This is a genomic window from Halomonas smyrnensis AAD6 (genome assembly GCF_000265245.1).
In the GTDB taxonomy this organism is placed as follows: domain Bacteria; phylum Pseudomonadota; class Gammaproteobacteria; order Pseudomonadales; family Halomonadaceae; genus Halomonas; species Halomonas smyrnensis.
On record NZ_AJKS02000020.1, the window covers coordinates 16,806 to 31,006 of the forward strand.

23 protein-coding genes are annotated in these 14,201 nt (G+C 63.1%); 2 read left to right on the forward strand and 21 right to left on the reverse strand.

The genetic code is table 11. The features are described 5' to 3' along the window. The first annotated feature begins 122 nt into the window (after nt 1-122). Both uvrA and UYS_RS0215275 read left to right on the forward strand, forming a co-directional pair. Complete coding sequence (gene uvrA / locus UYS_RS0215270; RefSeq protein ID WP_016856394.1) at nt 123-2,981, forward strand: excinuclease ABC subunit UvrA; 2,859 nt, start codon at nt 123-125, stop codon at nt 2,979-2,981. A 106-nt stretch (nt 2,982-3,087) separates the two neighbouring features. Then, nucleotides 3,088-3,864 carry a hypothetical protein gene (locus UYS_RS0215275; protein WP_016856395.1) on the forward strand — a complete coding sequence of 259 codons (777 nt, stop codon included), beginning with the start codon at nt 3,088-3,090 and terminating at the stop codon, nt 3,862-3,864. Nucleotides 3,865-3,959: 95 nt separating this feature from the next. On the opposite strand, the gene rplQ is transcribed toward UYS_RS0215275, so the two are convergent. The 21 genes from rplQ to rpsC form a co-directional block, all read right to left on the reverse strand. Continuing rightward, nucleotides 3,960-4,343 (reverse strand): 50S ribosomal protein L17, encoded by a 384-nt coding sequence (gene rplQ / locus UYS_RS0215280; protein WP_016856396.1) that lies wholly within the window; start codon nt 4,341-4,343, stop codon nt 3,960-3,962. A 39-nt stretch (nt 4,344-4,382) separates the two neighbouring features. Further along, complete coding sequence (locus tag UYS_RS0215285; RefSeq protein ID WP_016856397.1) at nt 4,383-5,381, reverse strand: DNA-directed RNA polymerase subunit alpha; 999 nt, start codon at nt 5,379-5,381, stop codon at nt 4,383-4,385. 84 nt (nt 5,382-5,465) lie between these two features. Continuing rightward, nucleotides 5,466-6,086, reverse strand: a complete 621-nt coding sequence (gene rpsD / locus UYS_RS0215290; protein WP_016856398.1) for a 30S ribosomal protein S4 — start codon at nt 6,084-6,086, stop codon at nt 5,466-5,468. Nucleotides 6,087-6,098: 12 nt separating this feature from the next. After that, a complete protein-coding gene (rpsK, locus tag UYS_RS0215295; RefSeq protein WP_013331014.1) occupies nt 6,099-6,485 on the reverse strand; it encodes a 30S ribosomal protein S11 in 387 nt (128 codons plus the stop codon). A gap of 38 nt (nt 6,486-6,523) precedes the next feature. Beyond that, the gene (gene rpsM / locus UYS_RS0215300) at nt 6,524-6,880 is read right to left on the reverse strand and encodes a 30S ribosomal protein S13 (RefSeq protein WP_016856399.1); all 357 of its coding nucleotides are present in this window, start codon (nt 6,878-6,880) and stop codon (nt 6,524-6,526) included. A gap of 125 nt (nt 6,881-7,005) precedes the next feature. Beyond that, nucleotides 7,006-7,119 (reverse strand): 50S ribosomal protein L36, encoded by a 114-nt coding sequence (gene rpmJ / locus UYS_RS0215305; protein WP_008959154.1) that lies wholly within the window; start codon nt 7,117-7,119, stop codon nt 7,006-7,008. 75 nt (nt 7,120-7,194) lie between these two features. Next, nucleotides 7,195-8,526, reverse strand: a complete 1,332-nt coding sequence (gene secY, locus UYS_RS0215310) for a preprotein translocase subunit SecY (RefSeq protein ID WP_026068603.1) — start codon at nt 8,524-8,526, stop codon at nt 7,195-7,197. Then, nucleotides 8,527-8,961, reverse strand: a complete 435-nt coding sequence (gene rplO, locus UYS_RS0215315; protein WP_016856402.1) for a 50S ribosomal protein L15 — start codon at nt 8,959-8,961, stop codon at nt 8,527-8,529. A gap of 3 nt (nt 8,962-8,964) precedes the next feature. Then, nucleotides 8,965-9,147: a 50S ribosomal protein L30 gene (rpmD, locus tag UYS_RS0215320; RefSeq protein WP_016419098.1), complete on the reverse strand. Its 183-nt coding sequence runs from the start codon at nt 9,145-9,147 to the stop codon at nt 8,965-8,967. A gap of 5 nt (nt 9,148-9,152) precedes the next feature. Then, nucleotides 9,153-9,653 (reverse strand): 30S ribosomal protein S5, encoded by a 501-nt coding sequence (gene rpsE, locus UYS_RS0215325; protein ID WP_016856403.1) that lies wholly within the window; start codon nt 9,651-9,653, stop codon nt 9,153-9,155. An 11-nt stretch (nt 9,654-9,664) separates the two neighbouring features. Beyond that, nucleotides 9,665-10,015, reverse strand: coding sequence for a 50S ribosomal protein L18 (rplR, locus tag UYS_RS0215330; protein ID WP_016856404.1), 351 nt, complete (start codon nt 10,013-10,015; stop codon nt 9,665-9,667). Nucleotides 10,016-10,024: 9 nt separating this feature from the next. After that, a complete protein-coding gene (gene rplF / locus UYS_RS0215335) occupies nt 10,025-10,555 on the reverse strand; it encodes a 50S ribosomal protein L6 (protein WP_016856405.1) in 531 nt (176 codons plus the stop codon). Between the two features lie 9 nt (nt 10,556-10,564). Beyond that, entirely contained in the window at nt 10,565-10,957 is a 393-nt protein-coding gene (gene rpsH / locus UYS_RS0215340) for a 30S ribosomal protein S8 (protein WP_016856406.1), read from the reverse strand. A 32-nt stretch (nt 10,958-10,989) separates the two neighbouring features. Beyond that, entirely contained in the window at nt 10,990-11,295 is a 306-nt protein-coding gene (rpsN, locus tag UYS_RS0215345; RefSeq protein WP_026068604.1) for a 30S ribosomal protein S14, read from the reverse strand. Nucleotides 11,296-11,305: 10 nt separating this feature from the next. Then, nucleotides 11,306-11,845, reverse strand: a complete 540-nt coding sequence (rplE, locus tag UYS_RS0215350) for a 50S ribosomal protein L5 (protein ID WP_016856408.1) — start codon at nt 11,843-11,845, stop codon at nt 11,306-11,308. 18 nt (nt 11,846-11,863) lie between these two features. Continuing rightward, entirely contained in the window at nt 11,864-12,181 is a 318-nt protein-coding gene (gene rplX / locus UYS_RS0215355) for a 50S ribosomal protein L24 (RefSeq protein ID WP_016856409.1), read from the reverse strand. A 14-nt stretch (nt 12,182-12,195) separates the two neighbouring features. Beyond that, nucleotides 12,196-12,567: a 50S ribosomal protein L14 gene (gene rplN / locus UYS_RS0215360; RefSeq protein WP_016856410.1), complete on the reverse strand. Its 372-nt coding sequence runs from the start codon at nt 12,565-12,567 to the stop codon at nt 12,196-12,198. 52 nt (nt 12,568-12,619) lie between these two features. After that, the gene (gene rpsQ, locus UYS_RS0215365) at nt 12,620-12,880 is read right to left on the reverse strand and encodes a 30S ribosomal protein S17 (RefSeq protein WP_016856411.1); all 261 of its coding nucleotides are present in this window, start codon (nt 12,878-12,880) and stop codon (nt 12,620-12,622) included. A 1-nt stretch (nt 12,881) separates the two neighbouring features. Further along, nucleotides 12,882-13,073 carry a 50S ribosomal protein L29 gene (gene rpmC, locus UYS_RS0215370; RefSeq protein ID WP_016856412.1) on the reverse strand — a complete coding sequence of 64 codons (192 nt, stop codon included), beginning with the start codon at nt 13,071-13,073 and terminating at the stop codon, nt 12,882-12,884. Continuing rightward, nucleotides 13,073-13,486, reverse strand: a complete 414-nt coding sequence (gene rplP / locus UYS_RS0215375) for a 50S ribosomal protein L16 (RefSeq protein ID WP_016856413.1) — start codon at nt 13,484-13,486, stop codon at nt 13,073-13,075. The genes rpmC and rplP overlap by 1 nt, the downstream gene beginning before the upstream one ends. Nucleotides 13,487-13,501: 15 nt before the next feature. After that, nucleotides 13,502-14,200, reverse strand: coding sequence for a 30S ribosomal protein S3 (rpsC, locus tag UYS_RS0215380; protein ID WP_016856414.1), 699 nt, complete (start codon nt 14,198-14,200; stop codon nt 13,502-13,504). Nucleotide 14,201: the final 1 nt, after the last annotated feature.

Here is a 14,201-nt window from a genome sequence, read left to right on the forward strand (position 1 = left end):
TGATGGACCGCGTATTCTACCGCGTCGCTCCGGCACACGAAACGCCGCCTCCCCGAGCGACTTTGCCGCACTCCCGGCCGGGCCCGTATAATCGATCTTTTGCCGTGGCCCGCGAGGTAGGAATGGACAGGATTCTGGTCAGGGGTGCTCGCACCCACAACCTCAAGCAGATCGACGTCGAGCTGCCCCGGGACAAGCTGATCGTGGTCACCGGGCTGTCGGGCTCCGGCAAGTCGTCGCTGGCCTTCGACACCCTCTATGCCGAGGGCCAGCGGCGCTACGTGGAGTCGCTCTCCACCTACGCCCGGCAGTTCCTGTCGATGATGGAGAAGCCCGACGTCGACCACATCGAGGGCCTGTCGCCGGCGATCTCCATCGAGCAGAAGTCGACCTCCCACAACCCGCGCTCCACCGTGGGCACCATCACCGAGATCTACGACTACCTGCGCCTGCTGTTTGCCCGCGCCGGCACGCCGCGCTGCCCCGAACACGGCGAGGATCTCGAGGCCCAGACCATCTCGCAGATGGTCGACCAGGTGACGGCACTGCCCGAGGGCAGCAAGCTGATGCTGCTGGCCCCGGTGGTCAGCGGCCGCAAGGGCGAGCACCTGCAGCTGCTGGCCGAACTGCGTGCCCAGGGCTTCGTGCGCGCCATGGTCGACGGCCAGGTGCTCGAGCTCGACGACATCGCCCCGCTCGACAAGAACAAGAAGCACGACATCAGCGTGGTGGTGGACCGCATCAAGGTCCGCGAGGGCCTGGAGCAGCGCCTGGCCGAGTCCTTCGAGACCGCCCTGGGGCTGGCCGACGGCACCGCGCTGATCCACTTCATGGACGGCGAGCGCGACGACATCGCCTTCTCCTCGCGCTTCGCCTGCCCGGTCTGCGGCTACTCGATCTCCGAGCTCGAGCCGCGGATGTTCTCGTTCAACAACCCGGCCGGCGCCTGCTCGAGCTGCGACGGCCTGGGCGTGCAGCAGTACTTCGACCCCGACAAGCTGATCAGCCATCCCGAGCTGTCGCTGGCCGAGGGTGTGATCAAGGGCTGGGACCGGCGCAGCGTCTACTACTTCAACCAGCTGCAGGCGGTGGCGGACCACTACCGCTTCACCCTGGAGACGCCCTGGCAGGACCTCGCCCGCCACGAGCGCGAGGTCATCCTGCACGGCAGCGGCAGCGACGAAATCGCCTTCCACTACGTCAACGACCGCGGCCGCAAGGTCACCCGCGAGCACCCCTTCGAGGGCGTGCTGCCCAACATGCAGCGCCGCTACCGCGAGACCGAGTCGAGCTCGGTGCGCGAGGAGCTGGCTCGCCACATCGCCGTGCAGCCCTGCCCGACCTGCCACGGCTCGCGGCTGCGCAAGGAGTCGCGCCACGTCTACATCGACGACCAGACCCTGCCCGACGTGGTGCGCCTGCCGATCGGCGAGGGGCTGTCCTACTTCCAGGCCCTGTCGCTGCCGGGGCGCAAGGGCGAGATCGCCGAGAAGATCCTCAACGAGATCCGCGCGCGCCTCGAATTCCTGGTCAACGTCGGGCTCGACTACCTTAACCTCGAGCGCAGCGCCGAGACCCTGTCCGGCGGCGAGGCCCAGCGCATCCGCCTGGCCAGCCAGATCGGCGCCGGCCTGGTCGGGGTGATGTACATCCTCGACGAGCCCTCCATCGGCCTGCACCAGCGCGACAACGACCGCCTGCTGCACACCCTCGAGCACCTGCGCGACCTGGGCAACACCGTGATCGTGGTCGAGCACGACGAGGACGCCATCCGCGCCGCCGACCACGTGCTCGACATCGGCCCCGGCGCCGGCGTCCACGGCGGCCGGGTGGTGGCCGAGGGCACGCCCGAGCAGGTCATGGCCACGCCGGACTCGCTGACCGGGCAGTACCTGTCCGGCGAGAAGCGCATCGAGGTGCCGCCCTGGCGCATCCCGGGCAACCCCGAGAAGCAGGTGGTACTGCACGGCGCCCGGGGCAACAACCTGCAGGACGTGACGCTGAACCTGCCGCTGGGACTGTTCGTGTGCGTGACCGGGGTCTCCGGCTCCGGCAAGTCGACGCTGATCAACTCCACGCTGATGCCGATCGCCGCCCGCGAGCTCAACCGCGCCACGGCGCTGAGCCCGGCCGCCCACGACCGCATCGAGGGCCTCGAGCACCTGGACAAGGTGATCGACATCGACCAGAGCCCGATCGGCCGCACGCCGCGCTCCAATCCGGCCACCTACACCGGCATCTTCACCCCGATCCGCGAACTCTTCGCCGGCACCCAGGAGGCGCGCTCCCGCGGCTACAAGCCCGGCCGCTTCTCGTTCAACGTCAAGGGCGGGCGCTGCGAGGCCTGCCAGGGCGAGGGCATGATCAAGGTGGAGATGCACTTCCTGCCGGACATCTACGTGCCCTGCGACGTGTGCAAGGGCAAGCGCTACAACCGCGAGACCCTCGAGGTGCAGTACAAGGGCAAGAGCATCCACGAGGTGCTGGAGATGACCGTCGAGGAGGCGCTCGAGTTCTTCAGCCCGGTCCCGGCCATCGCCCGCCGCCTGCAGACGCTGATGGACGTGGGACTGTCCTACATCCGCCTGGGCCAGAGCGCCACCACGCTGTCCGGCGGCGAGGCGCAGCGCGTCAAGCTGGCCCGGGAGCTGGCCAAGCGCGACACCGGCAAGACGCTCTACATCCTCGACGAGCCCACCACCGGCCTGCACTTCGAGGACATCCGCCAGCTCTTGACCGTGCTCCACCGCCTGCGCGACCACGGCAACACCATCGTGGTGATCGAGCATAACCTGGACGTGATCAAGACCGCCGACTGGCTGATCGACCTCGGCCCCGAAGGCGGCTCCGGCGGCGGGCGGATCATCGCCGAGGGCACGCCGGAGCAGGTCGCCCGTGAGGAGACCTCCCACACCGGGCGTTTCCTCCAGCCGCTGCTGGAGCGGGCGGCGGCCACCTCGCGGGATACCACCCCCGCCTGACCCCACCGTTCGCCGCCGCTCAGGATGACCGGCGGCGAACGGGACAGAATCTGCTAGCTTTTCCAGAGACGGCCATTGCCCGCCCTTCCGTTCCTGGAGACCGCTCATGCCCCTCGCCATTCCCCGCACGTCCGCTCCGACCACCTCACGCCTGCTCAGTGGCGCAGCGCTATGCCTGGCCCTGGCGGCGCCTCAGGCCCAGGCCGACGAGACCACGGCCTCGCTCTACCTGTGGGGCACCGACGTCGACCAGACGCTGAAGGGCGGCACGCGTCTCGAGACCAGCCGCCAGACGGTCATGGAAAACCTGGAGTTCGGCCTGATGGGCACCCTAGTGCATCGCCGCGGCCCCTGGCTCTACGGCTTCGACGGCCTCTACGCCGATATCGGCAAGGACGGCGACGTCGACGTGCCGGTGGAAAGCGAGGAGCCCGACGGACCGGGCTCCATCGAGGCGGCGCTGGACTTCACCACCAGGACGACCATGGCTCACGCCTTCGTCGGCCATGAGTGGTACCGCGACGCCAACTGGTCCGTCTACGGCACCGGCGGCATCCGCCACACCCGCTTCGAGACCGACCTGACCGTGGAAACCGACGAGGGTGCCCGACGCTTCGAGACCGAGGATAACCTGACCGACGCTACCTTCGGCCTGCGCGGGCACTACAGCTTCACGCCCCGCTGGTCCACGCCCTTCATCGTCGACGTCGGCACCGGCAGCACCGAGATCAGCCTGCAAGCCTTCACCGCCGCCGAATACGCCTGGGGAGCCAGCAGCGTCACCGCAGGCTATCGCTACATGAAGTGGCGGCTCGACGACAGCGACTTCCTCGACGAGGTGATCTACGAGGGGCCGGTGGTGGCCTACAGCTATCGCTTCTGATCCGTCGTCGGCCTCACGGCCCAAAATCACGACATAAAAAAACCGGCTCCTTGGGGAGCCGGTTTCGTGTCGGACCTTGAGGTCGCGCGCGAGGATCAATCCTCGGCGGCTTCCTCAACGACCGGACGGTCGACCAGTTCGACGTAGGCCATGGGGGCGTTGTCGCCGGTGCGGAAACCGCACTTCAGCACACGGACGTAACCGCCCGGGCGATTGGCGTAACGCGGACCCAGCTCGTTGAAGAGCTTGCCGACCGCTTCCTTGGAGCGAGTGCGGCTGAAGGCCAGACGACGGTTGGCGACGCTGTCCTGCTTGGCCAGAGTGATGAGCGGCTCGATGTGACGACGCAGCTCTTTGGCCTTGGGCAGGGTTGTCTTGATCACCTCGTGCTCGACCAGCGACACGCTCATGTTCTGGAACATGGCCTGGCGGTGCGAGCTGGTGCGATTCAGGTGACGACCACTCTTACGATGACGCATGGTTGTGATTCCTTACCAAACTGGGACTCGAGTCGACGCTCACGCGGAGGCCTTGTCGTCCTTCAGGCTAGCGGGCGGCCAATTTTCCAGCCGCATACCCAGGGACAGACCACGGGCGGCCAACACGTCCTTGATTTCGTTCAGGGACTTCTTGCCGAGATTCGGGGTCTTCAGCAGCTCCACCTCGGTGCGCTGGATCAGGTCCCCGATGTAGTAGATGTTCTCGGCCTTCAGGCAGTTGGCGCTGCGGACGGTCAACTCGAGATCGTCTACGGGGCGCAGCAGGATCGGATCGATGTGATCCTCTTCCTCTTCCACTTCCTGTTCCTTGTCGGCTTCCAGGTCGACGAACGCGGCCAGCTGCTCTTGCAGGATAGTCGCGCTGCGACGGATCGCCTCTTCCGGATCCAGGGTGCCGTCGGTTTCCAGATTGAGAATCAGCTTGTCGAGGTCGGTGCGCTGTTCGACACGCGCGGCCTCGACGTTATAGGAAACCCGACGCACGGGGCTGAAGGTCGCATCCAGCTGCAGGCGGCCGATGGCGCGAGACTCGTCGTCGGCGTCGCCACGAACGTCCGCCGGCTCATAGCCGCGGCCGCGGGCCACCTTGAGCTGCATCTTCAGCTCGGCGCCTTCGTTGACGTGCGCGATGACGTGCTCGGGGTTGACGATCTCGACGTCGTGGTCGAGGGCGATGTCACCCGCGGTCACGATGGCCGGGCCCTGCTTGTTCAGCGAGAGCACCGCCTCGTCGCGGCTGTGCATCTTGATCGCCACGTCCTTGAGGTTCAGGAGGATTTCGATGACATCTTCCTGAACGCCCTCGATCGCGCTGTACTCGTGGTCGACACCGGCGATCTCGGCTTCCACCACGGCACAGCCGGGCATGGACGAGAGCAGGATACGACGCAGAGCGTTGCCCAGAGTGTGGCCGAAGCCACGCTCGAAGGGCTCGAGCACGATCTTTGCGTGGTGCGCGTTGATCTCTTCGACCTTGATGTCGCGAGGACGGAGAAACTCTGTCACTGAACGCTGCATGATGAATACCTTTCAGGCTGCCAAACGGATACTCGGTACTGAAGGCCGCCCACCCCGCGGGGAGGGCGGCGCGGCGATCGCCGCTTACTTCGAGTACAGCTCGACGATCAGTTGCTCATTGATGTCGGCAGACAGGTCACCGCGTTCAGGCAGAGCCTTGAAAGTGCCTTCCATCTTCTTGGCATCGACCTCGACCCAGGCGACATCGCCACGGTTGGCGGCGATGCTCAGGGCGTTCTGGATACGCGCCTGGTTCTTGGCCTTTTCGCGGACGGAGACCACGTCACCCGGCTTGACCTGGTAGGACGCCACGTTGACGGTCTTGCCGTTGACGGCGATCGCCTTGTGGCTCACCAGCTGGCGGGCCTCGGAGCGAGTGGCGCCGTAGCCCATGCGGTAGACGACGTTGTCCAGTCGGGATTCGAGAAGCTGCAGCAACAGCTCACCGGTCGCGCCCTTCAGACGGGCCGCTTCCTTGTAGTAGTTGCGGAACTGCTTCTCGAGCACGCCGTACATGCGGCGTACTTTCTGCTTCTCGCGAAGCTGCAAGCCGTAGTCGGAAATCCGCTGACGACGCTGGCCGTGCACACCCGGGATCTGCTCGGATTTGCACTTTTTCTCGAAGGGAGTGACACCGCTCTTCAGGAAGAGGTCGGTGCCTTCACGACGAGACAGTTTGCACTTCGGTCCAATATAACGAGCCATGAATCTGTCTCCTTAAACGCGGCGTTTCTTCGGCGGACGGCAGCCATTGTGCGGAATGGGCGTCGCGTCGGTGATGCTTTGCACGCGGAAGCCGGCGGCATTCAGTGCACGCACGGCGGATTCACGGCCCGGACCGGGGCCTTTGACCAGCACGTCGACGTTTTTCACACCATACTCGGCTGCAGCGGTCGCTGCACGTTCACTTGCCACTTGGGCAGCGAACGGGGTGCTCTTGCGAGAACCACGAAAACCCGAACCACCGGCAGTCGCCCAGGAAAGGGCGTTGCCCTGGCGGTCTGTGATCGTAATGATCGTGTTGTTAAAAGAGGCGTGGATATGCGCGACGGCATCCACTACCTGCTTTTTAACCTTTTTACGGTTGCTACGCGGGTTAGCCATGTTGATGTCAATTCCTGTCGTTACGCAGAACGTGCGTGTTATTTGCGAATCGGCTTACGCGGACCCTTACGGGTGCGCGCATTGGTCTTGGTCCGCTGACCCTTCAGCGGGAGACCACGACGATGACGCAGACCACGATAGCAACCCAGGTCCATGAGACGCTTGATGTTCAGCGTCACATCACGACGAAGATCGCCTTCAACGGTGTACTTACCGACTTCGGAACGCAGGGTGTCGACTTCGTCAGAAGACAGCTCCTGGATCTTGGTGGTCGGCGCAATGCCGGCCGCGACACAGATTTCCTGAGCGCGAGTGCGGCCAATCCCGAAGATATAGGTCAGCGAGATCGCCGCATGCTTGTTGTCCGGGATATTGACGCCTGCAATACGGGCCATCAGCTTACTCCGAAATTTGAGCGGCTTGCTCGATTAGTCATCTACAAAAGGCGCAACAGCATACCCCTTTACCCTGCGAAGGGCAAGGGGCATGCCGGCACCCGGTTTAGTGCAGTGTCAGGGGATCAGCCCTGACGCTGCTTGTGCCGCGGCTCGCTGCAGATGACGCGCACGGCGCCATTGCGACGAATGATCTTGCAGTTACGGCACATTTTCTTCACGGAAGCTCGAACTTTCATCGTTCCTCTCCATTGTTGGCCCGCGTCGCGAGCCAACAATTCAGCTCGCGGCGCGCCAATTCACCAGCGGCGCACTCAGCGCGTGATGCCGCCGCTGCCGTAGCCTTTCAGGTTGGACTTCTTCATCACCGAATCGTACTGATGCGACATGAGGTGCGACTGCACCTGGGCCATGAAGTCCATGATGACCACCACCACGATCAGCAACGAAGTACCGCCGAAGAAGAACGGTACGTTCCAGGCCACGATCAGGAACTGGGGCATCAGGGAAACAGCAGTGATGTAGAGGGCACCGAACAGGGTCAGACGGGTCATGACCTTGTCGACGTAGCGAGCGGTCTGCTCGCCGGGGCGGATGCCCGGAAGGAAGGCCCCCGACTTCTTGAGGTTGTCGGCGACGTCCTTGGGATTGAAGACCAGCGCTGTGTAAAAGAAGCAGAAGAATACCACCGCTGCCGCGAAAAGCAAGATGTACAGCGGCTGACCCGGGCCAAGAGCCTGGGATGCACGCTGCAGCCACTCCATGCCGTCCCCGGCACCGACCCACTGACCCAGCGATGCCGGGAACAGCAGGATGCTCGAGGCGAAGATCGCCGGAATCACGCCCGCCATGTTGACCTTGAGCGGCAGATAGCTGCTCTGGCCGGCGTACATCTTGTTGCCGACCTGGCGACGCGGATAATTCACCGTGATGCGGCGTTGGCCGCGCTCGATGAACACCACGAAGGCCACGGTGGCGATGCCCAGAAGGGACAAGGCCAGCAGCGGCAGCACGTTCCATGCGCCTTCATTACGGGCCAGTTCGAAGGCCTGGCCCACGGCCCCCGGCAGACCGGCGACGATCCCCGCGAAGATCAGCAGCGAGATGCCGTTGCCGATGCCCTTCTCGGTGATCTGCTCGCCCAGCCACATCATGAACACCGCGCCGCACACGAAGGTGACGACGGCGGTGAAATAGAAGCTGAAGTCGGCCGTGTAGGCAATACCCTGGCTCGCCAGGCCCACCGACATGCCGGTGGCCTGGACGAGAGCCAGCAGTACGGTGCCGTAGCGGGTGTACTGGCTGATCTTGCGACGACCGGCCTCGCCCTCCTTCTTCAGCTGCTCCAGCTGAGGCGAGACGGCGGTCAGCAGCTGCATGATGATCGACGCGGAGATGTACGGCATGATGCCGAGTGCGAAGATACTCATGCGCTCCAGGGCACCGCCCGAGAACATGTTGAACATGCCCAGGATGGTGCCCTGCTGCTCCCTGAACAAGGCAGCAAGCTGGTCAGGATTGATACCGGGAACGGGAATGTGGGCACCGATACGGTAGACCACGATGGCGAGGAGCACGAAGCGCAGACGCGCCCAGAGTTCACTCAGACCGCTGCCCATCGCCGGCATATTTCCTGACTTGGCCATTTAGTCCTCTACCTTACCGCCGGCGGCTTCGATCGCGGCACGGGCACCCTTGGTGACCTTGAGGCCGCGGACGGTAACCGCCTTGTTCAGTTCGCCGGAAAGGATCACCTTGGCATACTGGGTGGCATCCTTCAGCACGTTGGCCTGCTTCAGGGTGTCCAGGGTGACTTCGTCACCCTCGACCCGGCCGAGTTCGGCCAGGCGGACTTCCTGGGAGACCAGCGACTTCGCGGAAGTGAAACCGAACTTCGGCAGACGACGCTGCAGCGGCATCTGACCGCCTTCGAAGCCGGGCTTCACGCTGCCGCCGCTGCGCGACTTGAGGCCCTTGTGGCCCCGGCCACCGGTCTTGCCCAGACCGGAGCCGATGCCACGACCGACGCGCTTTTCGGCGTGCTTGGAGCCCGGTGCCGGGCTCAGGCTATTGAGTTTCATGGATTACTCTCCCTCAACACGCACAAGGTAGTTGACCTTGTGGATCATGCCGCGAACGGCAGGGGTGTCTTCCAGTTCGACCGTGTGACCGATGCGACGCAGGCCGAGGCCCTTCATGGTGGCCTTGTGCTTGGCCAGCACGCCGATGGTGCTGCGGGTCTGGGTAACCTTGATCGTAGCTGCCATGGTACTCACCCCGTGATCGCTTCGACAGACAGACCGCGCTTGGCGGCCACGTCTTCCGGAGAGCGCTGGGCGGTCAGACCGTTGACGGTCGCACGCACCACGTTCACCGGATTGGTGGAGCCGTAGCACTTGGCCAGGACGTCATGGACGCCGGCCAGCTCGAGCACGGAGCGCATGGCGCCGCCGGCGATGATGCCGGTACCTTCGGAAGCCGGCTGCATGTACACCTTGGAGGCACCGTGACGGGCCTTGACGGCGTACTGCAGAGTGGCACCTTTCAGGTTGACCTTGACCATGTTGCGACGCGCCTGGTCCATGGCCTTCTGGATCGCGACCGGCACTTCACGTGCCTTGCCACGACCGAAGCCAACACGACCGTTACCGTCGCCGACGACGGTCAGGGCGGTGAAGCCGAAGATCCGGCCACCCTTGACCACCTTGGCGACACGGTTGACCTGCACGAGCTTTTCCTGCAGATCGCCGCTTTGCTGTTCGTTCTTCGCCATCGTAAAACCCTTTAGAATTCCAGGCCGCCTTCACGAGCGGCGTCGGCCAGGGCCTTGACACGACCGTGGTACTTGAAACCGGCACGGTCGAAGGCCACCTGGGTGATGCCTGCCTGCTTGGCCCGTTCGGCAATCAGTGCGCCGACCTTGGTGGCGGCGTCGACGTTACCGGTCGCACCCTCGCGCAGGGCCTTGTCCAGCGTGGAAGCGCTGGCCAGGACCTTGCCACCATCCGGCGAGATGATCTGCGCGTAGATGTGGCGCGGGGTACGGTTGACGCACAGGCGATACACGCCCAGCTCGCGGATCTTGGCGCGAGCGCGGCGGGCACGACGGAGACGAGATTCTTTCTTCGCGTTCATAACCCTGCCTTACTTCTTCTTGGCTTCTTTGCGGCGGACTTGCTCGTCGCCGTACCGGATACCCTTGCCCTTATAGGGCTCGGGCGGACGGTAGGCGCGAATTTCCGCGGCAACCTGGCCGAGCTTCTGCTTGTCCGCGCTCTTCAGCACGATAGTGGTGTTCTTCGGCGTTTCCGCCGTGACACCTTCAGGCAGTTCGTAGTCGACCGGGTGTGAGAAGCCCAGTGTCAGGTTCAGCGTCTGGCCCTTGGCCTGGGCACGATAACCGACGCCATTGATTTCGAGGGACTTGGTGAAGCCCTCGGAAACACCGGTGACCAGGTTCTGAACCAGGGCACGGGTGGTGCCGACCATCGCCCAGCTCTTGGCGGACTCGCTCGGCTGGAAGGTCACTTGACCTTCCTCATGAGCGATCGCCACGTCGGGGTGAACGGTCATGGACAGCGCGCCCTGGCTGCCCTTGACGGACAGCTGGTCGCCGTCGAGCTTGAGCTCGACGCCGGCGGGCACTTTAACCGGATATTTGGCTACGCGTGACATTCCAAACTCCTAGAATACGGTGCAGATGACTTCGCCACCGACACCGGCCTGACGGGCCGCGCGGTCGGTCATCACACCATTGGAGGTGGTGACGATCGCGATACCCAGGCCATCGGCAACCTTGGGCAGGGAGTCCTTGCCCTTGTAGCTGCGCAGAGACGGCTTGGAAGCCCGTTGCAGATGTTCGATGACCGGCTTGCCTTCGAAGTACTTGAGGGTCACGGTCAGCGACGGCTTGGCCTCTTCGCTGACGGCATAGTCCGTGACATAACCCTCTTCCTTCAGCACGCGGGCCACCTCGACCTTGAGCTTGGAGGACGGCATGGAAACCGTCTCCTTGGTGGCCATCTGCGCATTGCGGATACGGGTGAACATATCCGCCAGAGTGTCTTGCATGCTCATTTACGTTGCGCTCCTGATGATTCTACGTGACGTTACCAGCTGGACTTCTTGAGTCCGGGTACATCGCCACGCATGGCGGCTTCACGCAGCTTGTTGCGGCCGAGGCCGAACTTGTTGTAGTAGCCGTGCGGACGGCCAGTGACGCGGCAGCGGTTGCGCTGGCGCACCGGGCTGGAGTCACGCGGCAGCTGCTGCAGCTTGAGCTGCGCATCGAAGCGCTCTTCGTCAGAAGCGTTCACGTCCTGGATGATCGCCTTGAGCTCGGCGCGCTTGGCGGCATACTTCTCCACCAGCTCGGCGCGCTTCGCCTCACGCTCTACCATGCTTTTCTTTGCCATGATCCCACCCTTATTTCTTGAACGGGAAGTTCAATGCGCTCAGCAGCGCACGACCTTCTTCATCGGTGTTGGCGGTGGTGGTGATGGTGACATCCAGACCACGGATCCGGTCGATCTTATCATACTCGATCTCCGGGAAGATGATCTGCTCACGCACCCCCATGGAATAGTTGCCACGACCGTCGAAGGACTTCGGGTTGAGACCACGGAAGTCACGAACGCGGGGGATCGCGATATTCACCAGGCGATCGAGGAAGTCCCACATGCGCTCGGAGCGCAGGGTCACCTTGATCCCGATCGGCCAGCCTTCACGCACCTTGAAGCCCGCGATGGACTTGCGCGCCTTGGTCACCAGCGGCTTTTGACCGGAGAGTTTCTCCAGGTCACCGATGGCGTTGTCGATCAGCTTCTTGTCGCTGGTCGCTTCGCCGATGCCCATGTTCAGGGTCACCTTGGTGATCCGGGGCACCTGCATAACGTTGGCGTAGCTGAACTGCTCTTGGAGCTTAGCCGCCACCTCGTTTTGATAACGTTCTTTCAAGTTCGCCATTTTGCTACCCGACTCGCGTTAGGCGTCGATCTGCGCTTGCGTCGACTTGTAGATACGTACCTTGGTACCGTCTTCCTGAACCTGGACGCCGACGCGATCTGCCTTACCGGTCTCCTGGTTGAAGATGGCCACGTTGGACGCGTGAATCGGAGCCTCGCGCTCGACGATACCGCCCTGATTACCCGCCATGGGATTGGGCTTGGTGTGACGCTTGATCATGTTCACACCGGACACGATGTAGCGGTCGTCCTGGAGGACGCGCTTCACGGTGCCACGCTTGCCCTTGTCTTTCCCGGCGATGACGACGACTTCGTCGTCACGTTTGATCTTTTGCATATCCGCCTCGCTCCTTACAGCACTTCAGGCGCCAAGGAAATGATCTTCATGAACTTCTCAGTACGAAGCTCACGGGTCACCGGACCGAAGATCCGGGTACCAATCGGCTGTTCGTTGGTGTTGTTCAACAGAACGGCCGCATTTCCATCGAAGCGGATCAGCGAACCGTCGTTACGACGGACGCCACTACGGGTGCGAACGACCACCGCTTTGAGGACCTGGCCTTTCTTGACCTTGCCACGCGGGATGGCTTCTTTCACCGTGACTTTGATGACGTCACCAACGCGGGCGTAGCGGCGGTGTGAACCGCCGAGCACCTTGATGCACTGCACCCGGCGCGCCCCGCTGTTGTCGGCGACATCCAGCATTGTCTGAGTCTGAATCATCGGTTTTCTCCAAACCTAAACTGACTGCACTGGTTCGACTGGCGTTTGCCGATCAACCCTTGGCCTGTTCGAGAACTTCGACCAGGGCCCAGGCCTTTTTCTTCGACAGCGGACGGCTCTCCTGAATGGAGACCGTGTCGCCAGCCTTGGCCTGGTTCGCCTCGTCATGGGCGTGCAGCTTGGTGGAGCGCTTGACGTACTTGCCGTAGATCGGGTGGCGCTCACGACGCTCGATCATCACAACGATGGACTTGTCCATCTTGTCGCTCACCACCTTACCGGTGAGCGTACGGGCTTTTTTCTCTTCGGCCATCTCAGACACCTGCCTTCTCGTTGAGCACAGTCTTCACCCGGGCGATATCCCGACGAACCTGCTTGAGCAGATGCGTCTGGCTGAGCTGGCCGGTGGCCTTCTGCATGCGCAGGTTGAACTGCTCGCGGAGGAGTTCGAGGAGCTGCTCCTTGAGCTGCTCTGCGGACTTTTCACGAATTTCCTGGGCTTTCATCACATCACCGTCCGTTTCACAAAGGTGGTGGAGACCGGGAACTTCTGCGCGGCGAGACCAAATGCCTCGCGAGCCAGCTCCTCGGAAACGCCTTCGATCTCGTACAGGACACGGCCGGGCTGGATCTGCGCGACCCAGTACTCGACGGAGCCCTTACCCTTACCCATACGGACTTCCAACGGCTTCTTGGAAATCGGCTTGTCGGGGAAGACACGGATCCAGATCTTGCCGCCACGCTTCACGTGACGCGTGATGGCACGACGACCGGCTTCGATCTGACGGGCGGTGACACGACCGCGGCCAGTGGCCTTGAGGCCGTATTCGCCGAAGCTCACCTTGCTACCGCGCTGCGCCAGGCCACGGTTGCGGCCCTTCTGCACCTTACGGAATTTCAAACGCTTGGGTTGTAACATCGACTCGCTCTCCCCTTACTTGGAACCTTTCTTCTTGGAGGGCGCGCTCTGCGGCTGCTTGGCCTTGGCGCGGACCTCCTCGATGCCCCCGAGGATTTCACCCTTGAAGACCCAGACCTTGACACCGATGATGCCGTAGGTGGTCTTGGCCTCGTAGGTGGCGTAGTCGATGTCCGCACGCAGGGTGTGCAGCGGCACGCGACCTTCGCGATACCATTCGGTGCGGGCGATCTCGGCACCGCCGAGACGGCCGGAGAGCTGCACCTTGATACCGCCGGCGCCCAGGCGCATGGCGTTCTGGACGGAGCGCTTCATGGCGCGGCGGAACATGACGCGACGCTCGAGCTGGCCGGCGATGTTCTGCGCGACGAGCTGGGCGTCCAGCTCCGGCTTGCGAACTTCCTCGATGTTGACGTGAACGGGCACGCCCATCATCTGAGTGACTTCGCGACGCAGCTTGTCGACGTCCTCGCCCTTCTTGCCAATCACGATGCCCGGACGGGCGGTGTGAATGGTCACGCGGGCGTTGTTGGCCGGACGCTCGATGGTGATCTTGCTGACAGAGGCGTTCTTGAGACGCTCTTCCAGGAAGCTACGCACCTCGAGGTCGTTGTTCAGCTTATCGGCATAGGCGCCGCGCTCGGCATACCAGACCGAGGTATGGTCCTTGACGATACCCAGGCGAATGCCTGTCGGATTGACTTTCTGACCCATC

Bases quoted from the DNA above. Each gene is read 5' to 3' on its own strand.
- rpsC (WP_016856414.1), bottom strand. From the start codon at position 14,200: ATGGGTCAGAAAGTCAATCCGACAGGCATTCGCCTGGGTATCGTCAAG.
- rpmD (WP_016419098.1), bottom strand. From the start codon at position 9,147: ATGGCAGCTACGATCAAGGTTACCCAGACCCGCAGCACCATCGGCGTG.
- rplO (WP_016856402.1), bottom strand. From the start codon at position 8,961: ATGAAACTCAATAGCCTGAGCCCGGCACCGGGCTCCAAGCACGCCGAA.
- rpsM (WP_016856399.1), bottom strand. From the start codon at position 6,880: ATGGCCCGTATTGCAGGCGTCAATATCCCGGACAACAAGCATGCGGCG.
- uvrA (WP_016856394.1), top strand. From the start codon at position 123: ATGGACAGGATTCTGGTCAGGGGTGCTCGCACCCACAACCTCAAGCAG.
- rpsN (WP_026068604.1), bottom strand. From the start codon at position 11,295: ATGGCAAAGAAAAGCATGGTAGAGCGTGAGGCGAAGCGCGCCGAGCTG.
- rpsQ (WP_016856411.1), bottom strand. From the start codon at position 12,880: ATGGCCGAAGAGAAAAAAGCCCGTACGCTCACCGGTAAGGTGGTGAGC.
- rplN (WP_016856410.1), bottom strand. From the start codon at position 12,567: ATGATTCAGACTCAGACAATGCTGGATGTCGCCGACAACAGCGGGGCG.
- UYS_RS0215285 (WP_016856397.1), bottom strand. From the start codon at position 5,381: ATGCAGCGTTCAGTGACAGAGTTTCTCCGTCCTCGCGACATCAAGGTC.
- UYS_RS0215275 (WP_016856395.1), top strand. From the start codon at position 3,088: ATGCCCCTCGCCATTCCCCGCACGTCCGCTCCGACCACCTCACGCCTG.
- rpmJ (WP_008959154.1), bottom strand. From the start codon at position 7,119: ATGAAAGTTCGAGCTTCCGTGAAGAAAATGTGCCGTAACTGCAAGATC.
- rplX (WP_016856409.1), bottom strand. From the start codon at position 12,181: ATGCAAAAGATCAAACGTGACGACGAAGTCGTCGTCATCGCCGGGAAA.
- rpsK (WP_013331014.1), bottom strand. From the start codon at position 6,485: ATGGCTAACCCGCGTAGCAACCGTAAAAAGGTTAAAAAGCAGGTAGTG.
- rplE (WP_016856408.1), bottom strand. From the start codon at position 11,845: ATGGCGAACTTGAAAGAACGTTATCAAAACGAGGTGGCGGCTAAGCTC.
- rplR (WP_016856404.1), bottom strand. From the start codon at position 10,015: ATGAACGCGAAGAAAGAATCTCGTCTCCGTCGTGCCCGCCGCGCTCGC.
- rpsD (WP_016856398.1), bottom strand. From the start codon at position 6,086: ATGGCTCGTTATATTGGACCGAAGTGCAAACTGTCTCGTCGTGAAGGC.
- rpsE (WP_016856403.1), bottom strand. From the start codon at position 9,653: ATGGCGAAGAACGAACAGCAAAGCGGCGATCTGCAGGAAAAGCTCGTG.
- rpsH (WP_016856406.1), bottom strand. From the start codon at position 10,957: ATGAGCATGCAAGACACTCTGGCGGATATGTTCACCCGTATCCGCAAT.
- rplQ (WP_016856396.1), bottom strand. From the start codon at position 4,343: ATGCGTCATCGTAAGAGTGGTCGTCACCTGAATCGCACCAGCTCGCAC.
- rplP (WP_016856413.1), bottom strand. From the start codon at position 13,486: ATGTTACAACCCAAGCGTTTGAAATTCCGTAAGGTGCAGAAGGGCCGC.
- secY (WP_026068603.1), bottom strand. From the start codon at position 8,526: ATGGCCAAGTCAGGAAATATGCCGGCGATGGGCAGCGGTCTGAGTGAA.
- rplF (WP_016856405.1), bottom strand. From the start codon at position 10,555: ATGTCACGCGTAGCCAAATATCCGGTTAAAGTGCCCGCCGGCGTCGAG.
- rpmC (WP_016856412.1), bottom strand. From the start codon at position 13,073: ATGAAAGCCCAGGAAATTCGTGAAAAGTCCGCAGAGCAGCTCAAGGAG.